Here is an 18,285-nt window from a genome sequence, read left to right as displayed (position 1 = left end):
GCCTCAGTCGTGCTTGGGCAGGGTTAGGCTGAGACTGAGACAGGTGCTGTCATCGGCATCGCTGGTGTGCATGCTTAGCTTGTATCCCAGGGTATCGGCAATCAGTTTGGCCGAGTAGGTGCCCAAACCTGTGCCGCGCGCCTTGCCATGGGTGCGATATTTCTCGAAAAAGCACGCACGCATCGGCACCGGGACTGCACCTCGGTTGCGTATGTCCACAATATAGCCGGATGTGTTGGACTGGATGTCGAGATGCAGTGTTGCGCCCAACGGTGAGGCCTCAATGGCATTGGCGAGCAAATTGTTAAACAGCGACGACAGCAGGCGCGCATCGCTGTCAATGAACACTTGCGTGTTGGATTCCAGTTCGCGGCCATCCAGGTGCAGAACCGTGGTGAGTTGTTTGGCCGCTGCGCTCCAGGCGCTGGTGCTAATGACCTCGTGGAGAATGGGGATCAGGCTGAAGCGTTGCGGCTGGCAATGAAATTGGCCGGTCTCCATTTTGTACAGATCCAGCGACATGTCGATCATGCTGTACATTCTGTAGGCCGATTCGCGAATCAGGCCGATGGATTCGCGCTGCTCCGCGTTCAGGTTTTCATCCATCAGCAGCAGCTCGGGAATCGCCAGGATGGCGTTGAGGGGGGTTTTCAGATCATGGTGCATGATGCGCTCGACATCGGCCTTAATGCGTTCGAGCTGCTTGCGATCATCGATATTTTCCTTGATTCCAACATAGCGCACGACAGCGCCCTGCTCGTCGCGGATCGGTGAAATTGCCACCGACTCCCACAGCAGCTCGCCATGCTTGGTTTTGTTGACCATCTCTCCGCGCCAGATGTCGCCGTTGGCAATGGTCTGCCATAAACTCTGATAAAAGGCCTCGTCATGCTGCCCGGATTTAAGCAGGCGCGGATTCTCGCCGATGACTTCATCCGGCCAGTAGCCGGTGACACCGGTAAAATACTGGTTAACGTACAGAATCACGCCATCGGCATCGGTGATCACCACCGAGGCCGGCGCCTTGTCTACCGCCTCGCCCAGGGCGCGCAGCCGGGTTTCATGTGTCTGGCGCTCGGCCACTTCCTGCTCCAGCTGCCGGGCCAGCGACGCGATCTCGTCGCGCTCGCGGCGCGTCTGGCGGTTTTGCTCAGCCAGTGCCAAGTGCGCGCGCACGCGCGCCAGCAGTACCGGCGGATGAATCGGTTTGGTGATGTAATCGACCGCCCCGAGGTCAAAGCCGCGGGTTTCGCTGTCGTAGTCACAGCGCCCGGTGGCGAAGATAATCGGCACCTCGCGCAGGGCGGGATTGGCTTTGATTCTCTCGCACAATTCATAACCGTCCATGCCTGGCATCATAATATCGAGCAGGATCAGATCGGGAGGATCCGATTGGCTGAGAAAGTCCAGCGCATCCAAACCACTGGTGGCCGCATGAACTGAGAATTCCTGCTTTAGCACACTGGCCATGAGTTTAAGATTCTCAGGCGAGTCATCGACGACCAGCAGAGAATGGGTGGTGTTCATCAGTCTTACGCGAGAAACCCCGTCCTTCAGGGCGGGGAGGCAGAGCGCACCGCGCGCAGCGCGGTTAACCCACCTGTCTCGCTTCCTCCGTTTGGGTTGGGGTGGATGAGTAGCCATAGCCGTCGGCGCGTTGCACCACGCGGCAATGGCGGTGTGAAATCCCTTGTACCAGATTCGTTGCGGTCTGGATGTTGAAGTACCCCGAGGCACGCACCGCTACGCGCCCGACATGGATGCCAGCGTTCTTGCCTGTTGGCATCTCAGCGATTACCCGATCCCCGGTCTGAAAGTCGTGGACGCGCTTCTCGCGCATCAGGTAGCCGCGTGGGAAGCCGAAGCGGTTCAGGCGGGTGCGCTGATAGCGGCCGCGTCCAGTGGCCTGAAGGGTGAGCGTCGGGATGTTCCAGCCATGGAGCGCCGTGAGTTGCCCCACACAGTCCGCATCGAGCGCATGGGTCTTGGGAATGCCGAGGCGTTGGCGGTTGTATTTGGTCTGACCGCCCGAGCCCGTGCTCACGGGCAAGCCCGCGGCCTTCAATCGCTCAAAGAGTGCCCAGCGCGTCGCATTGACCGCCGCCGCATCGTGAAGCGGGGCTTTGGCCTGTGACTGAAGGCGGCGCAGGCGCTCGGGCTGGTTGCTCAGAACGTCCTCAATCGGCTGACGGCCTTTGCGTTGATTGCAGGTGCGGCAGGCGCGCTGCCACTTCTCCAACAGATATTCGCGCACCTCATAACCGGCGAGTTCACCCTGTTGGTATTCGACTCCGCTGATCTCAGGGCTCTGGAGTGCCTGAGTGTCGAAGCGCACCAACTCTTGACGGAGGCTGGTGATGGGCGCAAGACGCTGCAAACGATTCACCCAGGCCAGCGTCGTGTCCAGCCGATGGCGCAGACTGGGAGCCAGCCAGCCTTGAGGCTTGGTGCGATTGTGACAGCGTGGGGCGCGATGGCGCAGGTTCTTTGAGCGCCGACGGCGGCGAAAGGCGCAACGAGCTGTCAACCGCTCGCGAATTTGGGCGCCACGATGGGTTAGTTCGGCCAGCCACAGCCCATGTGCCTCGCGGCTCACCTCACCCGTCTCAAGGTCGATGCGCTCAAGATGGCGCACCAAAGCGATTCCGGTCGTCTTGCTGCCCGGATCGAGCGATAGGCGCAGCGGCTGGGTTTCACTGCCGATGCGGTCTTTAAGGCGAATGGTGAACGGATGCAATCGCACCACCACCGCTCGCCCGCGTTCCAATAACAACCGTGCCCGCTTTTCTGAGCAGGGCATCAGGGGTGTTTTTTGTTGGTCCAATACGAAGACAGCCATTTCAATTCCTGCCCTTACGGGCCTGGTGACGGGGCTTTGCAGCCCGCTCCCCTCGGGACTGTCTGCAACCGGCTCCGGCCTCACGGCAGCGATCAAAACCTTCGGCGCTTTGCCTTTCGCCCGCATGATCCTAATCTTCCAGGGTCCGGAACTGAGGAAGCATCCCGGAGTGGGTCTCAACGACCTGTTGCAAACGTAGCGGGTTTTCACCGCTTTCCCTGGTCAACCCAGCTTGTCTTTACAAGCTCCGCCCTTCAGCGCGGGGTAGTTGACGACATCTCTCGCTTCAGCACAGGCGAAACAGGCGGCACAGCATACCGCGATTGCTAGAGCCGCGCTGAATCCAGCCCCGAGCTGTTGACTAGCCAGAATCAGGGTTTTCCCTTATCATAGGGGGGTTAATACATCCACTGGCGGCTCCCTCGCCTGCCCTCATGCGGAGGAATTCGTGCGTGACTGTGATAAAGAATTCGGCGCTAGCCCCCGGCCTGACACTCACACTGGCCATGACCGCTCTCAGCGGTTGCACCCTGTTGCCATCGCGCAATGCCATGCCAACCCCCGAGGAACCCCGCTCGGTTTCAGCGCGCGAATACGGCTATGTGCGCCCGGCGGTTGATCCCCACACCCTGGCTCAAACCGGTCGTTCAGGTCGCTCGACGCCAATGCGCACCGCCGCCATCGGTGGCGCTGGCGATCCCTGGCAGCGCATCCGCAGCGGTCGCCACCTGGGCATTCCGTCCAATCCGCGCGTCAACGACGCCCTGTCCCAACTGACCAGAAAAAAACACTACCTTAACCAGCTCGCCAATCGCGCTAGCCCCTATCTGCACCTGATTCTGAGCGAACTCGAGCGCAACGGTCTACCCGCCGAACTCGCCCTGCTGCCCGAGATCGAGAGCCGCTACAATCCGCGCGCCGTCTCCCCGATGCGCGCCGCCGGCCTGTGGCAGTTCATGCCCTACACCGGCAAACGCATGGGACTGGAGCAAAATGCCTGGTATGACGGCCGCTACGACGTGCTGGCCGCCACCCGTGGCGCCATTCAATACCTGAGCGAACTCAATCAGACCTTCAACGGTGACTGGGCACTGACACTGGCGGCTTACAACGCGGGCCCCGCCCGGGTAAAGGCGGCACAACGCGCCAATAAACGCGCCGGTCTGGACACGGATTACTGGTCGCTCGACCTGCCCAGTGAAACCGAACACTATGTACCCAAACTGCTGGCCGTCGCCACGCTGGTGCAAAACCCCGGGCGTTACGGACAACACCTGCCCGCCCTGCCCGGCGGCGCACCGCTGGTAGTCGTCACCACCCAACAGCCAGTTGAACTGGCCGCCGTTGCCACCGCCAGCGGCCTGTCAGCCCAAGCGCTCCAACAACTGAATCCCGCCCTGAAAAAAGGCCGCACCCGCGCCGGACAAACCACCCACCTGCTGGTACCGAGCGAAGCCGCCGCCCGCCTGAACCGCCACCTGCAAGCCCTCGACAAAGCCGCCACTCTGGCCGGATCAGACCGCCCTTCCGAGCGCATCCCACCTCGGGGGGCACAGCAAGAGGCGTAGCGTAACGACCGATTAAAAACCGCTGTATTTATTGGTGGGCCGTCAGGGATTCGAACCCCGGACCAAGGGATTATGAGTCCCCTGCTCTAACCGCTGAGCTAACGGCCCGTTATTGATGTGATGTGCTGACAGGTGGGCAGGTAGTGCTTATTCGCCGTCAATAAAACTGCGCAGTTTGTCTGAGCGGGTGGGATGTCGAAGCTTGCGCAGGGCTTTGGCTTCGATCTGGCGGATGCGTTCACGAGTGACGTCGAATTGTTTGCCCACTTCTTCCAGGGTGTGGTCGGTGTTCATGTCGATGCCGAAGCGCATGCGCAGGACCTTGGCTTCGCGTGAGGTCAAGCTGGCGAGCATGTTTTGCGTGGCTTCGCGCAGACCCTCGGCAGTGGCGGAATCGACCGGGGAGATGACATTGGAGTCTTCAATGAAATCGCCCAGATGCGAGTCTTCGTCGTCGCCGATGGGCGTCTCCATAGAGATGGGTTCCTTGGCGATCTTCAGCACCTTGCGCACCTTGTCCTCGGGCATTTCCATGCGCGCGGCCAGTTCTTCGGGGGTGGCTTCGCGGCCCATTTCCTGGATCATCTGCCGGGAAATGCGGTTGAGCTTGTTGATGGTCTCGATCATGTGCACCGGGATGCGGATGGTGCGCGCCTGATCGGCAATGGAGCGGGTGATGGCCTGGCGAATCCACCAGGTGGCATAGGTCGAGAATTTGTAGCCGCGACGATACTCGAACTTGTCGACCGCTTTCATCAGACCGATATTGCCTTCCTGAATCAAATCCAGGAACTGCAAGCCGCGATTGGTATATTTTTTTGCAATCGAGATGACCAGACGCAAATTGGCCTCGACCATTTCCTTCTTGGCGCGACGGGCCTTGGCCTCGCCAATGGACATCTTACGGTTGATTTCCTTGATCTCGCCAATGCTGAGAACGTTTTCTTCCTCCAGTTCCCGCAGGCGCTGCTGGGCACGGAGAATTTCCTCAGCATATTCGCCCAGACGGTTGACATATTTGGCTTTAGATTCCAGGTGCTGATTGAGCCAGTCGGCGTTGGTTTCGTTACCAGGGAAGGAGTCAATAAAGACCTTGCGCGGCATACGGGCGCCGTCGATGCAGAGCCCCATGATCTGGCGTTCTTGTGCACGGATGCGTTCGATGCTTTGACGCAGGGTGCGAATCAGATCGTTAAAGACGCCGGCGACCAGCTTAAAGCCAAGAAATTCTTCCGAGGTGCGCTGCAAAGCGGCACGGGTGCGCTCATCGTCACGGCCATAGTCATGCAGACAGACGATCAGGTGCTCATGGTTTTCGCGCAGGGCTTTGACACGCTGAGCGAATTCTTCCGGATCAGGGCCGGTATCGATGACCTCGGCTTCTTCGTCGCTGTCGTCGTTCGCTTCGCCGCCGTCCTTCGCATCCTTGGTTTCTTTCACATCCTTGGCGTCCTTCGCATCCTTGGCGGCGCCTTTGTTGATCGGCTCAGCGATCTCGTCACTGCCATCATCAAAGCCAGTGATCACATCGGTGATGCGCATTTCCTCGCGCTCAACCTGGTCGAACAGTTCCAGCAGCATCCCCACCGTCTTGGGGTAAATCGAGAGCGCACTCAGCACCTGATTCAGGCCTTCCTCAATACGCTTGGCGATGCGCAGCTCGCCTTCGCGGGTGAGCAGTTCCACCGTACCCATTTCGCGCATATACATCCGCACCGGGTCAGTGGTACGGCCAAACTCGCTGTCCACCGAAGCCAGGGCGGCGGCGGCGGCTTCGGCCGCCTCGTCGTCAGAGATGACAGAATCGCTGAGTGAATCAACTTCGGACGGGGCTGATTCATGGACCGTGATGCCCATGTCGTTGATCATGCGCACGATGTCTTCGATCTGCTCAGGCTCAACAATGCTGTCCGGCAAATGGTCGTTCACTTCTGAATAGGTTAGGAAGCCCTGCTCCTTACCTTTCGCGATCAACTGCTTCAACAGCGACGCCTGTTGCTGTTCCTGGTCCATATAGCACCTATTGTATCTGGCTTGCGCACAACATTACGATCTTCCCGCAAGAAGACCCGTGACATGGCACGCTAAAGAAGCTTGACCGAAGACGACCGATCGAATCGATACGAACGACGGGGAAAACTCACAATTGTAACAGATAAATTGAATTTCTCCAGAAAAATTTACCCGTTGGCGTGCGATCATTGCGTCTTTTTGCTGGTAGCTTATGGGGTTAGAGCCTGTTGCGGCTTGGCGGACAGGCATTCCAGATCGCCGCGACTGAGCCACTGGTAGCGCTGTTCGCGCTCGGCCTGACGGTTGAGCACCGACAGGGCACCGATGAATTCAGCCTCCATACCCTCGGCTGGGATATGTTGAGTCGTTTCTGGGTCTGCAAGTTCCGCCATCAGTGGCTCTTGCTCGCAATGACGACACTGTTCGAGCAGTTTTGCCGGGGTCATTGCGGGATCGGCATCGGCCTGTGCCAGGAGTTCGCTCAACAGTTCCCGACCTTCCACCGCCAAGCTGGTCCAGTGCTCGGGCATCGCGCGCGCCGCCAGCGCCAGTTGTGGGCGTTGCAGCAGCAGCGCGGTGGCGAGGCGCACCGGAGTGAGCTGGGGGCGCACCGGCACGGGATGCGTTCTTGCCCCCTGGAGCGGTCTAGCGTATGGCGGTCGCTGCGACGAGCGGGCGAACGTGGCTGGCACTCCCGGCATCGCAGCGGTGGAAGATGACCGCTGAATGCCCACCAGGGATTCCAAACGTTGGAGCAGCAGTTGCTGATAGGTTCCCTCAGGCGCCAGCGCAATGAGCTTGCGTGCTTCGGCATCGCAGCGCGCGCGGCCCTCGGCCGATTCCAGCTGGGCGCGCTCGCGCAGACCGTCGAACAGAAAATCGGACAACAGCTGCGCTTGTTCCAGCCGCGCCTCGAAGGCCGCGCGGCCCTGCGCCCGCAGCAGCGAATCGGGATCGTACCCAGAGGGCAGCAACAAAAAGCGAATACTCAGGCGCTCACTGACCAGCGGCAGGCTGATGCGTAGCGCCTTCCAGGCGGCGGCCTGTCCGGCTTGGTCACCATCGAAACAAAACACCAGTTCATCGGTGTGGCGCTTGAGGCGCTGCAACTGCTCAGGTGTGGTGGCAGTGCCCAGAGTAGCCACTGCATAGGGCAGACCGAACTGGGTTAGCGCGATCACATCCAGATAGCCTTCAACCAGCAGCAGCCGGGGCATCTGATGCTGGCGCTGACGCGCCTCATAGAGGCCATACAGCTCGTGTCCCTTGTGAAAAACAGCGGTCTCGGGTGAGTTCAGATACTTGGGTTCGGACTGATCGAGCACGCGCCCGCCAAAGGCGATGATGCGCCCGCGCTGATCGCGAATCGGGAAGATAATGCGATGGCGAAAGCGATCATAGCGGCGGGTTTCCCCTTCCTTGGTGCGCTCAATCACCAGACCAGCCTCAATAAGCCGCTGTTGTTGATCCGGATCGCGCCCCAGCCGACCAAGCAAAAAATCCCAACCAGGCGGTGCAAAACCAAGCCTGAATTCAGCCGCCATGGCGCCGCTCAACCCGCGTCCCTTCAGATAAGCTACCGCCTGTGGATTGTCGCGCAGTTGCTGCTGGTACAGGGCCGCAGCCTCTGCGAGTATCCGATAGAGCGGACTGAGATCCACCGGCGGCGCAGCCTCCTGATCAGTGCCCGCCTCCGGCAGCAGCATACCGGCGCGATGAGCGAGTTCGGCCATGGCCTCGGGGTAACTCAGGCGATCGTATTCGATCAGAAAATCGATGGCATTGCCATGGGCGCCGCAGCCAAAGCAATGGTAGCTTTGCCGCGCCGGGGTGACGGTAAAGGACGGGGTCTTTTCCTGATGGAAAGGGCAACAGGATTTATAGAGCTGGCCGGCCTGGCGCAGGGGCACACGCGCACCGACAATCTCCAGGATATCGGTGCGCGCGAGGATCTGCTCTTTGAGTTCTGGTGTGATTCTGCCGACCATGAACTTTAAAGCTAGCAGATTTTTGTAAAATGTCTGCGCCCTTGAAGGCGAAGGACTTCAGGCCATAAGGCGCTGTTTGATGCGGGCGCTGACCTGCCCCATGTCCGCGCGACCCTGAATGCGGGGCTTGAGCACCCCCATCACCTGACCCATGTCACGCATGGAGCTGGCCCCCACCTCGGTGATGGCGTCATCAATGCAGGCATCAATGTCCGCCTCGCTGAGCGGCTCGGGCAGGTATTTCTGACAGATAACGATTTCGGCTGCTTCCTTGGCCGCCAGATCCTCACGCCCGGCGTTCTGGTACTGCGCGAAGGAATCGCGCCGCTGCTTGACCATTTTCTCAAGCACCGCCAGCACATCGGTGTCGCTGAGCTCAATCCGCTCGTCGACCTCACGCTGCTTGATGGCGGCGTTGATCAAGCGGATGGTTCCCAGTTGTTCTTTGTCGCCGGCCTTGAGCGCGGCTTTCATGTCATCCTGCAAGCGTTGCTTTAACATGCGTGGCTCTCAAACAGGCCTGGGGTCAGAATGGGCGTTCCCAGCGGCGCGATTCACGTGACAGTTTCTTGTGATGGCGCTTCACAGCAGCGGCTTTCTTGCGCTTCCGCTCAGCGGTGGGCTTTTCGTAGAATTCCCGGCGGCGAACCTCGGCGAGAACGCCGGCTTTTTCACAAGAACGCTTGAAGCGACGCAGGGCGACCTCGAATGGCTCGTTTTCTTTGACACGAACGTTAGGCATGCATGAATCCTAATTAGCTAGAAGTGGCATGGATTGAGCGGCCTTGCTTGCGGTAGTTAGAACAAGCAAAAAACCGTTTGGAATAAAACAACCGACAATGATAACGTGCATTGCCCCATGGGTGCAATCCGTTCATGCCCCGCTTCGCCGCAATTTTTTCTGTCACGCCATCTGATGTTTCACCCCCTGCCGCTGTTCGTTGGCTTGCGCTACACCCGCGCCAAGCGTCGCAACCATTTTATTTCGTTTATTTCGCTGATTTCGATGCTGGGCATCATGCTCGGTATCGTCGCACTCATCGTAGTGCTCTCGGTGATGAACGGCTTCCATAAGGAAATCCAGGAGCGCATCCTGGGCATGGCCTCGCACGCCACCCTCAGCAACCCCGAGCCTGGAGGACTCCACCAGTGGCGGGAGCTGCTGACTCAGGTGCGCGCCGCGCCCGAGGTGCTCGGGGCCGCGCCCTTCGTCGAGATCGAGGCCATGCTTATGAGCAACGGCCAAACCAATGCGGCCCTGCTGCGCGGCATCTTGCCGGCCGAGGAGGATGAGGTCTCGACCCTGCGCGCCGATATGACGGCCGGTCGCATTGAGGACCTGACTCCCGGCGACTTCAACATCATCCTCGGCGTCGAATTGGCCATGGCGCTCGGCGTCGGCCTGGGGGATCAGGTGACTGTGGTCACTCCGCAGTTGAACGCGACGCCCATTGGTGTCATGCCACGGATGAAAGGGTTCAGGATCGTCGGCTTGTTTGAAGTTGGCATGGCGGAATATGATCGTGGCGCCGCCTTCCTGCACATGCAGGATGCCGCCAAGCTGATGCGCTTGGGCGATGATGCGGCCGAGGGCATCCGGCTGAAACTCACCGACATGTTTCAGGCACCACGCATGGCACGCGAACTGGCCGCAGCCCTCGGCGGCTACTATCGGGTGACGGACTGGACCCAGGTGCATCGTAATTTCTTCGCCGCACTGCGCACGGAAAAGCGCATGATGGGCATTATTCTGTTTCTGATTGTCGCCGTGGCCGCCTTCAACATTGTCTCAACCCTGGTCATGGTGGTAACCGACAAACGCGGTGACATCGCCGTGTTGCGCACCCTGGGCGCCGCGCCGCGCACCATCATGGCCATCTTTATGGTACAGGGCACCAGCATCGGACTGGTCGGCACCCTGCTGGGAGTGATTGGTGGCGTACTGCTGGGTTGGAACGTCGAAACCATTGTCGCCAACATTGAGCAGGTGTTCGGCGTGCATTTTCTCGACCCGAGTATTTACTACATCAGCGCCCTGCCCTCCGATGTGCGCCTGAGCGATGTGCTGAGCATTGCCGGTGGTGCCTTTGCCATGTCGATCCTCGCCACCCTCTACCCGGCCTGGCGCGCCTCACGCACCGACCCAGCCGAGGCCTTGCGCTATGAATAATCCACCCTGCCCCCCGGCACTGGAGGCCATTGAGCTGAGCAAGTCCTTTCGCGAAGGCCCGCAAGAGGTCAGCGTCCTGCGCGGACTGAATTTGCGCGTCAATCCGGGCGAACGTATTGCGGTGGTGGGCGCCTCGGGGTCCGGCAAGAGCACCCTGCTGCATTGCCTGGGTGGCCTGGATCGACCCAGTGCCGGCGAGGTGCGCTGGGCGGGTGAGTCCATCGCGCAGCTCTCGGAGCGCCGCCGTGGCCAATTGCGCAATCGCCGGCTCGGCTTTATCTATCAGTTTCATCATCTGCTCGGCGAGTTCAGCGCACTCGAGAACGCCGCCCTGCCCTTGCTGATTGGCGGTCTGCGCGCCGCCCAAGCGCGCGCTCAGGCTGCCGAGCTGCTGGAGCGCGTCGGTCTGAGTGCGCGCATGGATCACAAACCGGCCGAGCTGTCCGGTGGCGAGCGTCAGCGGGTGGCCATTGCCAGAGCGCTGGTAACCAGCCCGAATTGCGTGCTGGCCGACGAACCCACCGGCAATCTCGACCGACGTACCGCCACCGACATTCATGAGCTGCTGCTGGGCCTGAACCGCGACCTGGGCAGCAGCGTGGTGCTGGTCACGCATGATCTGGAACTCGCTGCCCGCGCCGATCAGACCTGGCGACTCGAAGACGGTGCTCTGGTCGCGGGAGACACCACGGGATAACCGCATGCTGCCCGCAGCGGCGCTGGCCTTTGCCGCTGGCATCGGGGCCTTTTTCCTGCAAACGCAGCGACTGCCAACGCCCCTGCTCCTGCTGCTCCTGGGCCTGAGCTTACTGCTGGTGTTGATGCTGGCGCTGGGTGCGCGGCGCTGGCGCTGGCTGGCGGTAGCGATCATTCTCACCTGTGGTATCGCCTGCGGCTTTGCCTATGCGCACTGGAGGACTGCCGCCGCCTTGGATCAGCCCTTTCCCGAATCCCTGGTGCGGCAGAATCTGTTGATCGAAGGGCGCATCGCCGATCTGCCCGATCAGAACGCGCAGCGCACCCGCTTTGTCATCGCCATCGAGCATGCCAGCCATGCCGGACAGCCGGTGCGCCTGCCGCGCCGGGTCAGACTCAGCTGGTACCAGCAGCCGCCACCACTACAGGCCGGCGAGCGCTGGCGTCTGCTGGTGCGCCTGAAGCCCGCGCATGGCTTTGTGAATCCCGCTGGCTTCGACTACGAGCGCTGGCTGTTTCAGCACGGCCTTGGTGCCACGGGGTATGTGCGCAACAGCGAGCACAATGAGCGCCTGGATGCCGACCCCGGCCCCTATGGATTGCACCGCCTGCGCCAGTCGCTGCGCACCCGCATTGAAGCCGAACTAGGCGCCACCCGCGCTGCCGCCCTGGTGCGCGCGCTGGTACTCGGGGATCGCGATGGACTCTCACCACAAGATTGGCAGGTGCTGACACGCACCGGCACCAATCACCTGCTGGCCATCTCGGGGCTGCATATCGGCCTGATTGCGGCTGTCGCTTTGTGGGTTGGCCGCTGGTTGTGGACGCGGGTGGCGGTGCTCAGTCTTTATCTACCCGCCCCGCGTGCAGCGGCCCTGCTGGCCATGGCCGCCGCCATCGGCTACACCGCCCTGGCCGGATTCGCCATTTCCACCCAGCGCGCGCTGGCCATGCTGGCGGTGGTGCTAATCGCCCAGCTGGCCGGACGCACCCTGCGCCCTTGGTCGGCCATCAGCCTGGCGCTGATCGCCGTGTTGAGTCTCGATCCACAGGCGATTTTGTCCTACGGCTTCTGGCTGTCCTTCGCCGCTGTCAGCGCCCTGCTCTATGCCCTAAGCGGTCGCCTGCGCCAGCCTAGTCATCTGCTGCGTTGGAGCCAGGCACAATGGGCGGTGGCACTGGGGCTGCTGCCACTGCTGCTCCTCTTGTTTGGGCGCGCCTCACTGATTGCGCCGCCAGTAAATCTGCTCGCCGTCCCCTTATTCACAATCCTGTTACCGCTGATTTTGCTGGCGACCCTGATGAGTTTGGCTAGCGGCTGGGCACTACCCCTGGCACTGGTCGGCACGGGGCTGGAGCAGGGATTCGCGGGGCTGGCATGGCTGGCCGATCTACCCTGGACCAGCCTAGGTTTGGGTGAGCGCCCCGGGTGGGTGTGGCTGGCGGCCTTTGCGGGGGTTGGACTGCTGCTCGCCCCGCGCGGACTGCCGGCCCGCTGGCTGGGACTTGTCTATCTGCTGCCACTGCTGCTGGTGCGCCCCGTACCACCCGCACCGGGCGCCGCCGTGGTTACAGTACTGGATGTCGGTCAGGGACTGGCGGTCAGTGTGCGCACCGCACGCCATACGCTGGTCTATGATCTGGGGCCGCGCTATCCCAGCGGCTTCAACACCGGCGCGGCGGTGGTACTGCCCTATCTGCGTGCCTTGGGAATCCGATCACTCGATGTGCTGGTCATCAGCCATGCCGATCAGGATCATGCCGGCGGACTCCAGGGGTTGGTCGGTCAGATACCCATTGCACGCCTGCTGAGTGGCGAACCCGCTGAGCTGGAGCTAAAGCCGGAGCTGGCAGCGGAGAGCTCCGTGCGTGCCGAGCCTTGCCAGGCTGGTCAGCACTGGCACTGGGATGGGATTGATTTTGACATGCTCTACCCGCCACCCAGCCAACAGTTGGAAGGCAATGACAGCTCCTGTGTGCTGAAGGTGACAACGGGTAGCGCCAGCGTACTGCTGACCGGCGACGCCAGCCAGGCGGTCGAGGCACAGCTTATAGCCCGCTATGGCCAAACGTTGCAGGCGGATGTGCTGGTCGCCGGTCATCATGGCAGCGCGACCTCGTCATCGCGCGCCTTCCTGCAGCAGGTCCAGCCGCGCTGGATGATTGTCTCGGCCGGCTTCGCCAACCGTTACGGCTTCCCAGCCCAGGGGGTTGTCGAGCGCGCCAAGCGCCTGGGTATCCCGACTCTCAATACGGCTACCACAGGAGCCATCGAGTTTCGATGGCCGGCGGCACCGTCTGCGGCGGCACCGCTGGAGCCACCCAAGTTGTCACGCCAGCAGCGTGATCGACTCTGGCGGCATCATCCGAAAGTTCAACCGCCTACTCCATGAGGGTGCCGCTGCTGCGGGCGTGACACTTGGGACAGCGCTCCATTGGCTATTAGGCGCCTCAAACTTACGGATCCGGGCAATACACGCCAGCCAAGGCTCAGGGGCCATTGACAGGGCGGCTGTTGTCGTCAAAACAGTCGCGCATGATAGGATCACTTGTCGCATATCCCAAGCCCGCGAGGTCACTCTCCCATGACGTTCAACCATCACGACAGCCCGCACAGCTTCCATGTCGGACACGAAAATTTTGAGGCCGCTGTCCTTGAAGCCTCTCACCAAGCCCCCGTGTTAGTGGATTTCTGGGCCGACTGGTGTGGCCCCTGCCATGCGCTGACACCCCATCTTTTTCGTGTACTGGATGACTATCAAGGCCAACTGCGCCTGGCGCAGCTCGAAGTCGATGCGGGTGAGAATATGAAGGTTGCCGGGCGATTACGCGTGCGCGGTTTTCCAACCGTGATTTTGTTCTGTGCTGGCGAGGAACGCGGACGCTTTAGCGGTTCGCGCTCCTCACAGCAGATTCGTCACTGGCTGGAGGAGCATTTGCCGGCCTGAATGCGCTCTTGAGAGGTAATCCCGCAAAGGCTTGATCAAAATGGCGGTGAATGATGAGTTACTCAGACGTTCTTGTGCAGCATGTCCTGGATCGATATCCGGATGAGGCCGCAACGCTCCTCGGCCGCGAAGATCAGCAGGAGATCGCAACCCTGCTGGAGAACGAAACCCTGGCGCGCGCCGATGCGATCTTTCGCAGAATCGGCGCGCAATTGGCTGCCCAATGCTTGTCATTGCTTAGCGAGGAGCGCGCCACCAAACTCTTAACCGCGCTTGATGAAGCACGGATCGTTGAAATTTTTGCCTTACTGGATGCCGAATCGCGAACCCTGTACCTGGATCGATTACCCGCCGCCTTAGCGCGGGAAGTCCGCGAAATTACGGATTATCCACTCGACAGCGCGGGCAGCCTGATGGATCGCCGGGTGCCCGCCTTTGGTCTGCAAACCACCATCGGTGATGCCCTGCTTGGCACACGCAAGATCCTGCGTCGATCATCGGCCTTGCGCCGCACCGCGCCCCAGTACCTCACGGTGGTGGGCGATGATCGTAAGCTGCTGGGAATTGTGCCGCTGGTCGATGCCGCCCTAGCCGAACCGGAAGAAATGCTCGAACGCTACATGAAACCGGCGTCCTTCACCGTGCAGGCCACGGCCCCCCGGCAGGAAGTCGTTGAAATCCTGACGCACAGTCAAATGGCGGCACTGCCCGTAGTCGATCTTGATGGGCATCTGTTGGGCGTAATTCGTCACGAAACTCTAATACAGACGGTACAAAGCGAAGCCATGGTCGGCTATCAAACCATGGTCGGTGTCAGCAAGGACGAACGCGCACTGTCCTCGCCCTGGTTGTCGGTGAAACGGCGCTTGCCCTGGCTGAACATCAATTTGCTCACTGCCTTTGCTGCCGCAGCGGTGGTCGGTTTGTTCGAGGCCACCATTGCCCAGGTCACCGCGCTGGCGGTGATGCTGCCGGTGGTAGCGGGCCAGTCCGGCAATACTGGCGCCCAAGCACTGGCCGTCACCATGCGCGGTTTGGCGTTGCGCGAGATCCGTTTGCGTCACGGTCCGCGGGTGCTGTTTAAGGAGGCGCTAGTGGGCGCACTCAACGGCTTAGCCATCGCCCTGGTGACCGCAATTGGCGTGTATGTCTGGAGCCAATCGGTTGGATTGATGCTGGTTGTCGCCATCGCCATGGTGCTCTCAATGATCATTGCCGGCCTGGCCGGTGCGGCGATTCCATTGATTCTGACGCTGTTACGGCAGGATCCGGCGCAGTCTGGCTCCATTATTTTGACCACAATCACCGATATTGCCGGTTTTTTCAGTTTTCTCGGGCTGGCCACCCTGATGATCGACGCCCTGTAAATTACACGTACGATTCAACCTATACCAGATTCGAGTTACGTGAAGGTTGCCCCCAACCAATGAAAAACCCATGTTATTGCGACACCATCGACAACCAATATCGTGAGAACAATGGAATTCCCCTGGGCTATTGCGGCAACTGTGAAGTATGCGGAAAACCCGGGCATACGCAACATTTCCCCGGAGCGGTTCCCTATACTGGCAGCTGGTGTGATGACTGCCTGAAAACTGTTGCAAGGCATTATAAACTCAAGGCCTTTGTTATCCCATTGTTGCTGGTGTTGCTGCTTGTAATTGCACCCATCACTGGAATTCTCTGGAGGCAGGTGCAATAACACCCAGGCGCGAAATCAGTCCAGCGCAAAGCATTCCAGCAGCTGGTTTAGGAACCGCTGCCCCAAGGCTGTGGCACGCAGATGGGTAGCACTGCGCTCCAGCAGCCCTTGCTGTTGCGCATGGGCACAGGCGGCTGCCAGCCGGGTTGAGGGCAAGCCGGTGTGACACTCAAACAGTGACAACGGCACCCCATCGTGCAGCCGCAGGGCGTTGAGCGCGAACTCCAGTACCAGATCGCTCTCGTGCAGTGTATGACTGTCGGCCAACAGCGCCATAGGATCGCGCTGGCTGGCCTGGCTTGCGCTCAGATAGCGCGGCGGATCCGACCACTTGGCACGGCGCCATACCTGGCCGGTGGTGATGTCGGTGCGTTTGCCATGGGCGCCGGCCCCCAGCCCCAGATAGTCGCCGAAGGTCCAGTAGTTGAGGTTATGCCGACAAACCTGACTTAGTCGGGCATAAGCAGACACCTCATAGTGCCGATAGCCGCTGGCCGCCAATTGTCGCTGGCCCTGCTCAGCCATTTCGGCCAGCACATCGTCCTCGGGCAGCGGCGGCGACGGCGGCTGGCGGGCAAAGGCGGTATCAAGTTCCAGGGTGAGCTGATAGTAGGAAAGGTGTTCTGGTTGCAGAGCCAGGACAGCTTGCAAATCTTTACGCGCCTCGGCCAGCGTCTGCCCCGGCAGCCCGAACATCAGATCGAGATTCAGATTTCGACAGCCAGCCTGTCGGGCCGCCGCCACAGCCTGGCGCGCCTGCTTGGCATCATGCAGCCGACCCAAAGTATGCAGCTTGCTGTCGCTGAGTGACTGTATCCCCAGCGACAACCGATTGATACCGGCGGCTAGCGCTTGGGTAAAGACTTGCGCATCGACAGCGCCGGGATTGGCTTCCAGGGTGAGTTCGGCTTCGGCACTCAGATCGAGCCGCGCGCGAATGCCCTCCAGCAAGCGTGCCAACTCAGAACCAGCCAACAGGCTTGGAGTTCCGCCACCGATGAATAGAGTCTCAACGGGCTGAGTAACCGGCTGCCAGACCAGCTCGGCGTCAAGATCCGCCAGCAGCGCATCCACATAGGCGGCCTGAGGCTGGAGTGAGGCCCGCTGCGCCGACAGCGGATGGGAATTGAAATCGCAGTAGGGACACTTGCGCAGACACCAAGGCCAGTGCACATAAAGCGCCAGTGGTGGCGGACCAGCCGCAAAACGGCGCTTGATGCACACTAGCGCAACTGAACGCGCACTCAGGCGTGATCGCGAGCGTTCAGATAGGCGTATTCAGAGAGTTTGCTCCAGTCCTGCGACTGCTTGAGGAACTTATGATAAGACGCATAGACCCGCTTGGAGAAGTCATCTTTCTCAGCAATCTCGGCCACCACTTCGCCCGAGAGGTCGCGCAACTTCACCAACACATCCTGGGGATAGGCCCGCACCTCAACACCATGTTCTTCAACCAGGGTTGTCAGCGCAGCTGGATTGCGCGCCATGTACTCTGAGAGCATGTCAATATTGACCACCTTGCACGCGGCCATGACGATGGCTTGCAGATCCTCGGGCAGCTTGTCGAAACTGGGCTTGTGAACGATTGCCTCCAGCGTAGTGCCGGGCTCATGCCAGCCGGGGTAGTAGTAGTACTTCGCCGCCTTGTAGAGCCCAAAGGCCAGATCGTTATAGGGGCCGATCCATTCGGTGGCATCAATGGCACCGGATTGCAGCGAGGTGAAAATCTCCCCGCCCGGCAGATTGACCGGTGTACCGCCGGCGCGTTTCAGCACCTCGCCACCCAGGCCGGGAATGCGCATCTTGATGCCCTTAATGTCGTCGAGCGAGTTGATTTCCTTGTTGAACCAACCGCCCATCTGCACACCGGTATTGCCCGCCGCTGCCGGCACCAGATTGAACTGGGCATAGAGTTCCTGCCACAGCTCCAGGCCGCCACCGTAATAGAGCCAGCCGTTCATTTCCTGCGCGGTCAGACCAAAGGGCACCGTGGTGAAAAACTGCGCCGCTTCGCTCTTACCCTTCCAGTAATAGGCCGCGCCATGCCCCATCTCCGCCGTGCCGGCTGAGACAGCGTCGAAAATCTCAAACGCCGGCACCAGTTCACCAGCCCCATAGACTTTAACCTCAATGCGCCCGCCGCTCATCTGCCCGATGAGCGCCGCGAGATGATTCGCTCCCGTGCCCAGACCGGGAAAGTTCTTCGGCCAGGTGGTGACCAGTTTCCAGCGGTGCTCGGGCTTGGTTTGCGCCTGGGCGGACTGAACCTGGGTGCCAGCGCCGGCTGCGACAGCGGCGACGCCAGCGGCTTTGATGAAATCTCTGCGTTGCATCGACGGTTTCTCCTTCTCATCAGGACGG

At 60.6% G+C, this 18,285-nt stretch carries 14 protein-coding genes and 1 tRNA gene; 6 read left to right on the top strand and 9 right to left on the bottom strand.

Annotated features, from left to right (window positions below; genetic code table 11):
* Positions 1 to 3: 3 nt before the first annotated feature.
* Together CKO36_RS03325 and iscB are read right to left on the bottom strand one after the other, a co-directional pair.
* A complete protein-coding gene (locus tag CKO36_RS03325; RefSeq protein ID WP_200280513.1) occupies positions 4 to 1,527 on the bottom strand; it encodes a hybrid sensor histidine kinase/response regulator in 1,524 nt (507 codons plus the stop codon).
* A gap of 64 nt (positions 1,528 to 1,591) precedes the next feature.
* Positions 1,592 to 2,839, bottom strand: coding sequence for an RNA-guided endonuclease IscB (gene iscB / locus CKO36_RS03320; protein ID WP_200280510.1), 1,248 nt, complete (start codon positions 2,837 to 2,839; stop codon positions 1,592 to 1,594).
* Positions 2,840 to 3,291: 452 nt separating this feature from the next.
* Between iscB and CKO36_RS03315 the strand changes: the two genes are divergently transcribed.
* On the top strand, positions 3,292 to 4,407 hold the full coding sequence (locus tag CKO36_RS03315) for a transglycosylase SLT domain-containing protein (protein WP_200280507.1): 1,116 nt from the start codon (positions 3,292 to 3,294) through the stop codon (positions 4,405 to 4,407).
* 32 nt (positions 4,408 to 4,439) lie between these two features.
* Here CKO36_RS03315 and CKO36_RS03310 read toward each other — a convergent pair.
* The 5 genes from CKO36_RS03310 to rpsU form a co-directional block, all read right to left on the bottom strand.
* Positions 4,440 to 4,515: transfer RNA gene (locus CKO36_RS03310), tRNA-Ile, on the bottom strand.
* A gap of 39 nt (positions 4,516 to 4,554) precedes the next feature.
* Complete coding sequence (rpoD, locus tag CKO36_RS03305) at positions 4,555 to 6,420, bottom strand: RNA polymerase sigma factor RpoD (RefSeq protein ID WP_200280504.1); 1,866 nt, start codon at positions 6,418 to 6,420, stop codon at positions 4,555 to 4,557.
* Positions 6,421 to 6,629: 209 nt separating this feature from the next.
* Positions 6,630 to 8,408: a DNA primase gene (gene dnaG, locus CKO36_RS03300; protein WP_200280502.1), complete on the bottom strand. Its 1,779-nt coding sequence runs from the start codon at positions 8,406 to 8,408 to the stop codon at positions 6,630 to 6,632.
* Positions 8,409 to 8,465: 57 nt separating this feature from the next.
* Positions 8,466 to 8,909, bottom strand: a complete 444-nt coding sequence (locus CKO36_RS03295) for a GatB/YqeY domain-containing protein (protein WP_200280499.1) — start codon at positions 8,907 to 8,909, stop codon at positions 8,466 to 8,468.
* 25 nt (positions 8,910 to 8,934) lie between these two features.
* Positions 8,935 to 9,150, bottom strand: a complete 216-nt coding sequence (gene rpsU, locus CKO36_RS03290) for a 30S ribosomal protein S21 (protein WP_200280496.1) — start codon at positions 9,148 to 9,150, stop codon at positions 8,935 to 8,937.
* Between the two features lie 174 nt (positions 9,151 to 9,324).
* Here rpsU and CKO36_RS03285 point away from each other — a divergent pair, with 174 nt between their 5' ends.
* From CKO36_RS03285 to CKO36_RS03265, 5 genes are all read left to right on the top strand, one after another.
* Positions 9,325 to 10,578: a lipoprotein-releasing ABC transporter permease subunit gene (locus CKO36_RS03285; RefSeq protein WP_200280493.1), complete on the top strand. Its 1,254-nt coding sequence runs from the start codon at positions 9,325 to 9,327 to the stop codon at positions 10,576 to 10,578.
* The gene (locus CKO36_RS03280; RefSeq protein ID WP_200280490.1) at positions 10,571 to 11,275 is read left to right on the top strand and encodes an ABC transporter ATP-binding protein; all 705 of its coding nucleotides are present in this window, start codon (positions 10,571 to 10,573) and stop codon (positions 11,273 to 11,275) included. The genes CKO36_RS03285 and CKO36_RS03280 overlap by 8 nt, the downstream gene beginning before the upstream one ends.
* A gap of 4 nt (positions 11,276 to 11,279) precedes the next feature.
* Entirely contained in the window at positions 11,280 to 13,667 is a 2,388-nt protein-coding gene (locus CKO36_RS03275; protein WP_242469356.1) for a DNA internalization-related competence protein ComEC/Rec2, read from the top strand.
* Between the two features lie 192 nt (positions 13,668 to 13,859).
* Positions 13,860 to 14,222 carry a thioredoxin family protein gene (locus tag CKO36_RS03270; protein ID WP_200280486.1) on the top strand — a complete coding sequence of 121 codons (363 nt, stop codon included), beginning with the start codon at positions 13,860 to 13,862 and terminating at the stop codon, positions 14,220 to 14,222.
* A gap of 50 nt (positions 14,223 to 14,272) precedes the next feature.
* Positions 14,273 to 15,589 carry a magnesium transporter gene (locus CKO36_RS03265; protein ID WP_200280484.1) on the top strand — a complete coding sequence of 439 codons (1,317 nt, stop codon included), beginning with the start codon at positions 14,273 to 14,275 and terminating at the stop codon, positions 15,587 to 15,589.
* 350 nt (positions 15,590 to 15,939) lie between these two features.
* Here CKO36_RS03265 and hemW read toward each other — a convergent pair whose 3' ends face one another.
* On the bottom strand, positions 15,940 to 17,148 hold the full coding sequence (gene hemW / locus CKO36_RS03260; RefSeq protein ID WP_200280482.1) for a radical SAM family heme chaperone HemW: 1,209 nt from the start codon (positions 17,146 to 17,148) through the stop codon (positions 15,940 to 15,942).
* A 20-nt stretch (positions 17,149 to 17,168) separates the two neighbouring features.
* Entirely contained in the window at positions 17,169 to 18,257 is a 1,089-nt protein-coding gene (locus tag CKO36_RS03255) for a TRAP transporter substrate-binding protein (protein WP_200280480.1), read from the bottom strand.
* Positions 18,258 to 18,285 lie beyond the last annotated feature (28 nt).

The organism is Rhabdochromatium marinum, from assembly GCF_016583795.1.
Taxonomy (GTDB): domain Bacteria; phylum Pseudomonadota; class Gammaproteobacteria; order Chromatiales; family Chromatiaceae; genus Rhabdochromatium; species Rhabdochromatium marinum.
This window is presented reverse-complemented; position numbering and strand designations above follow the sequence as displayed.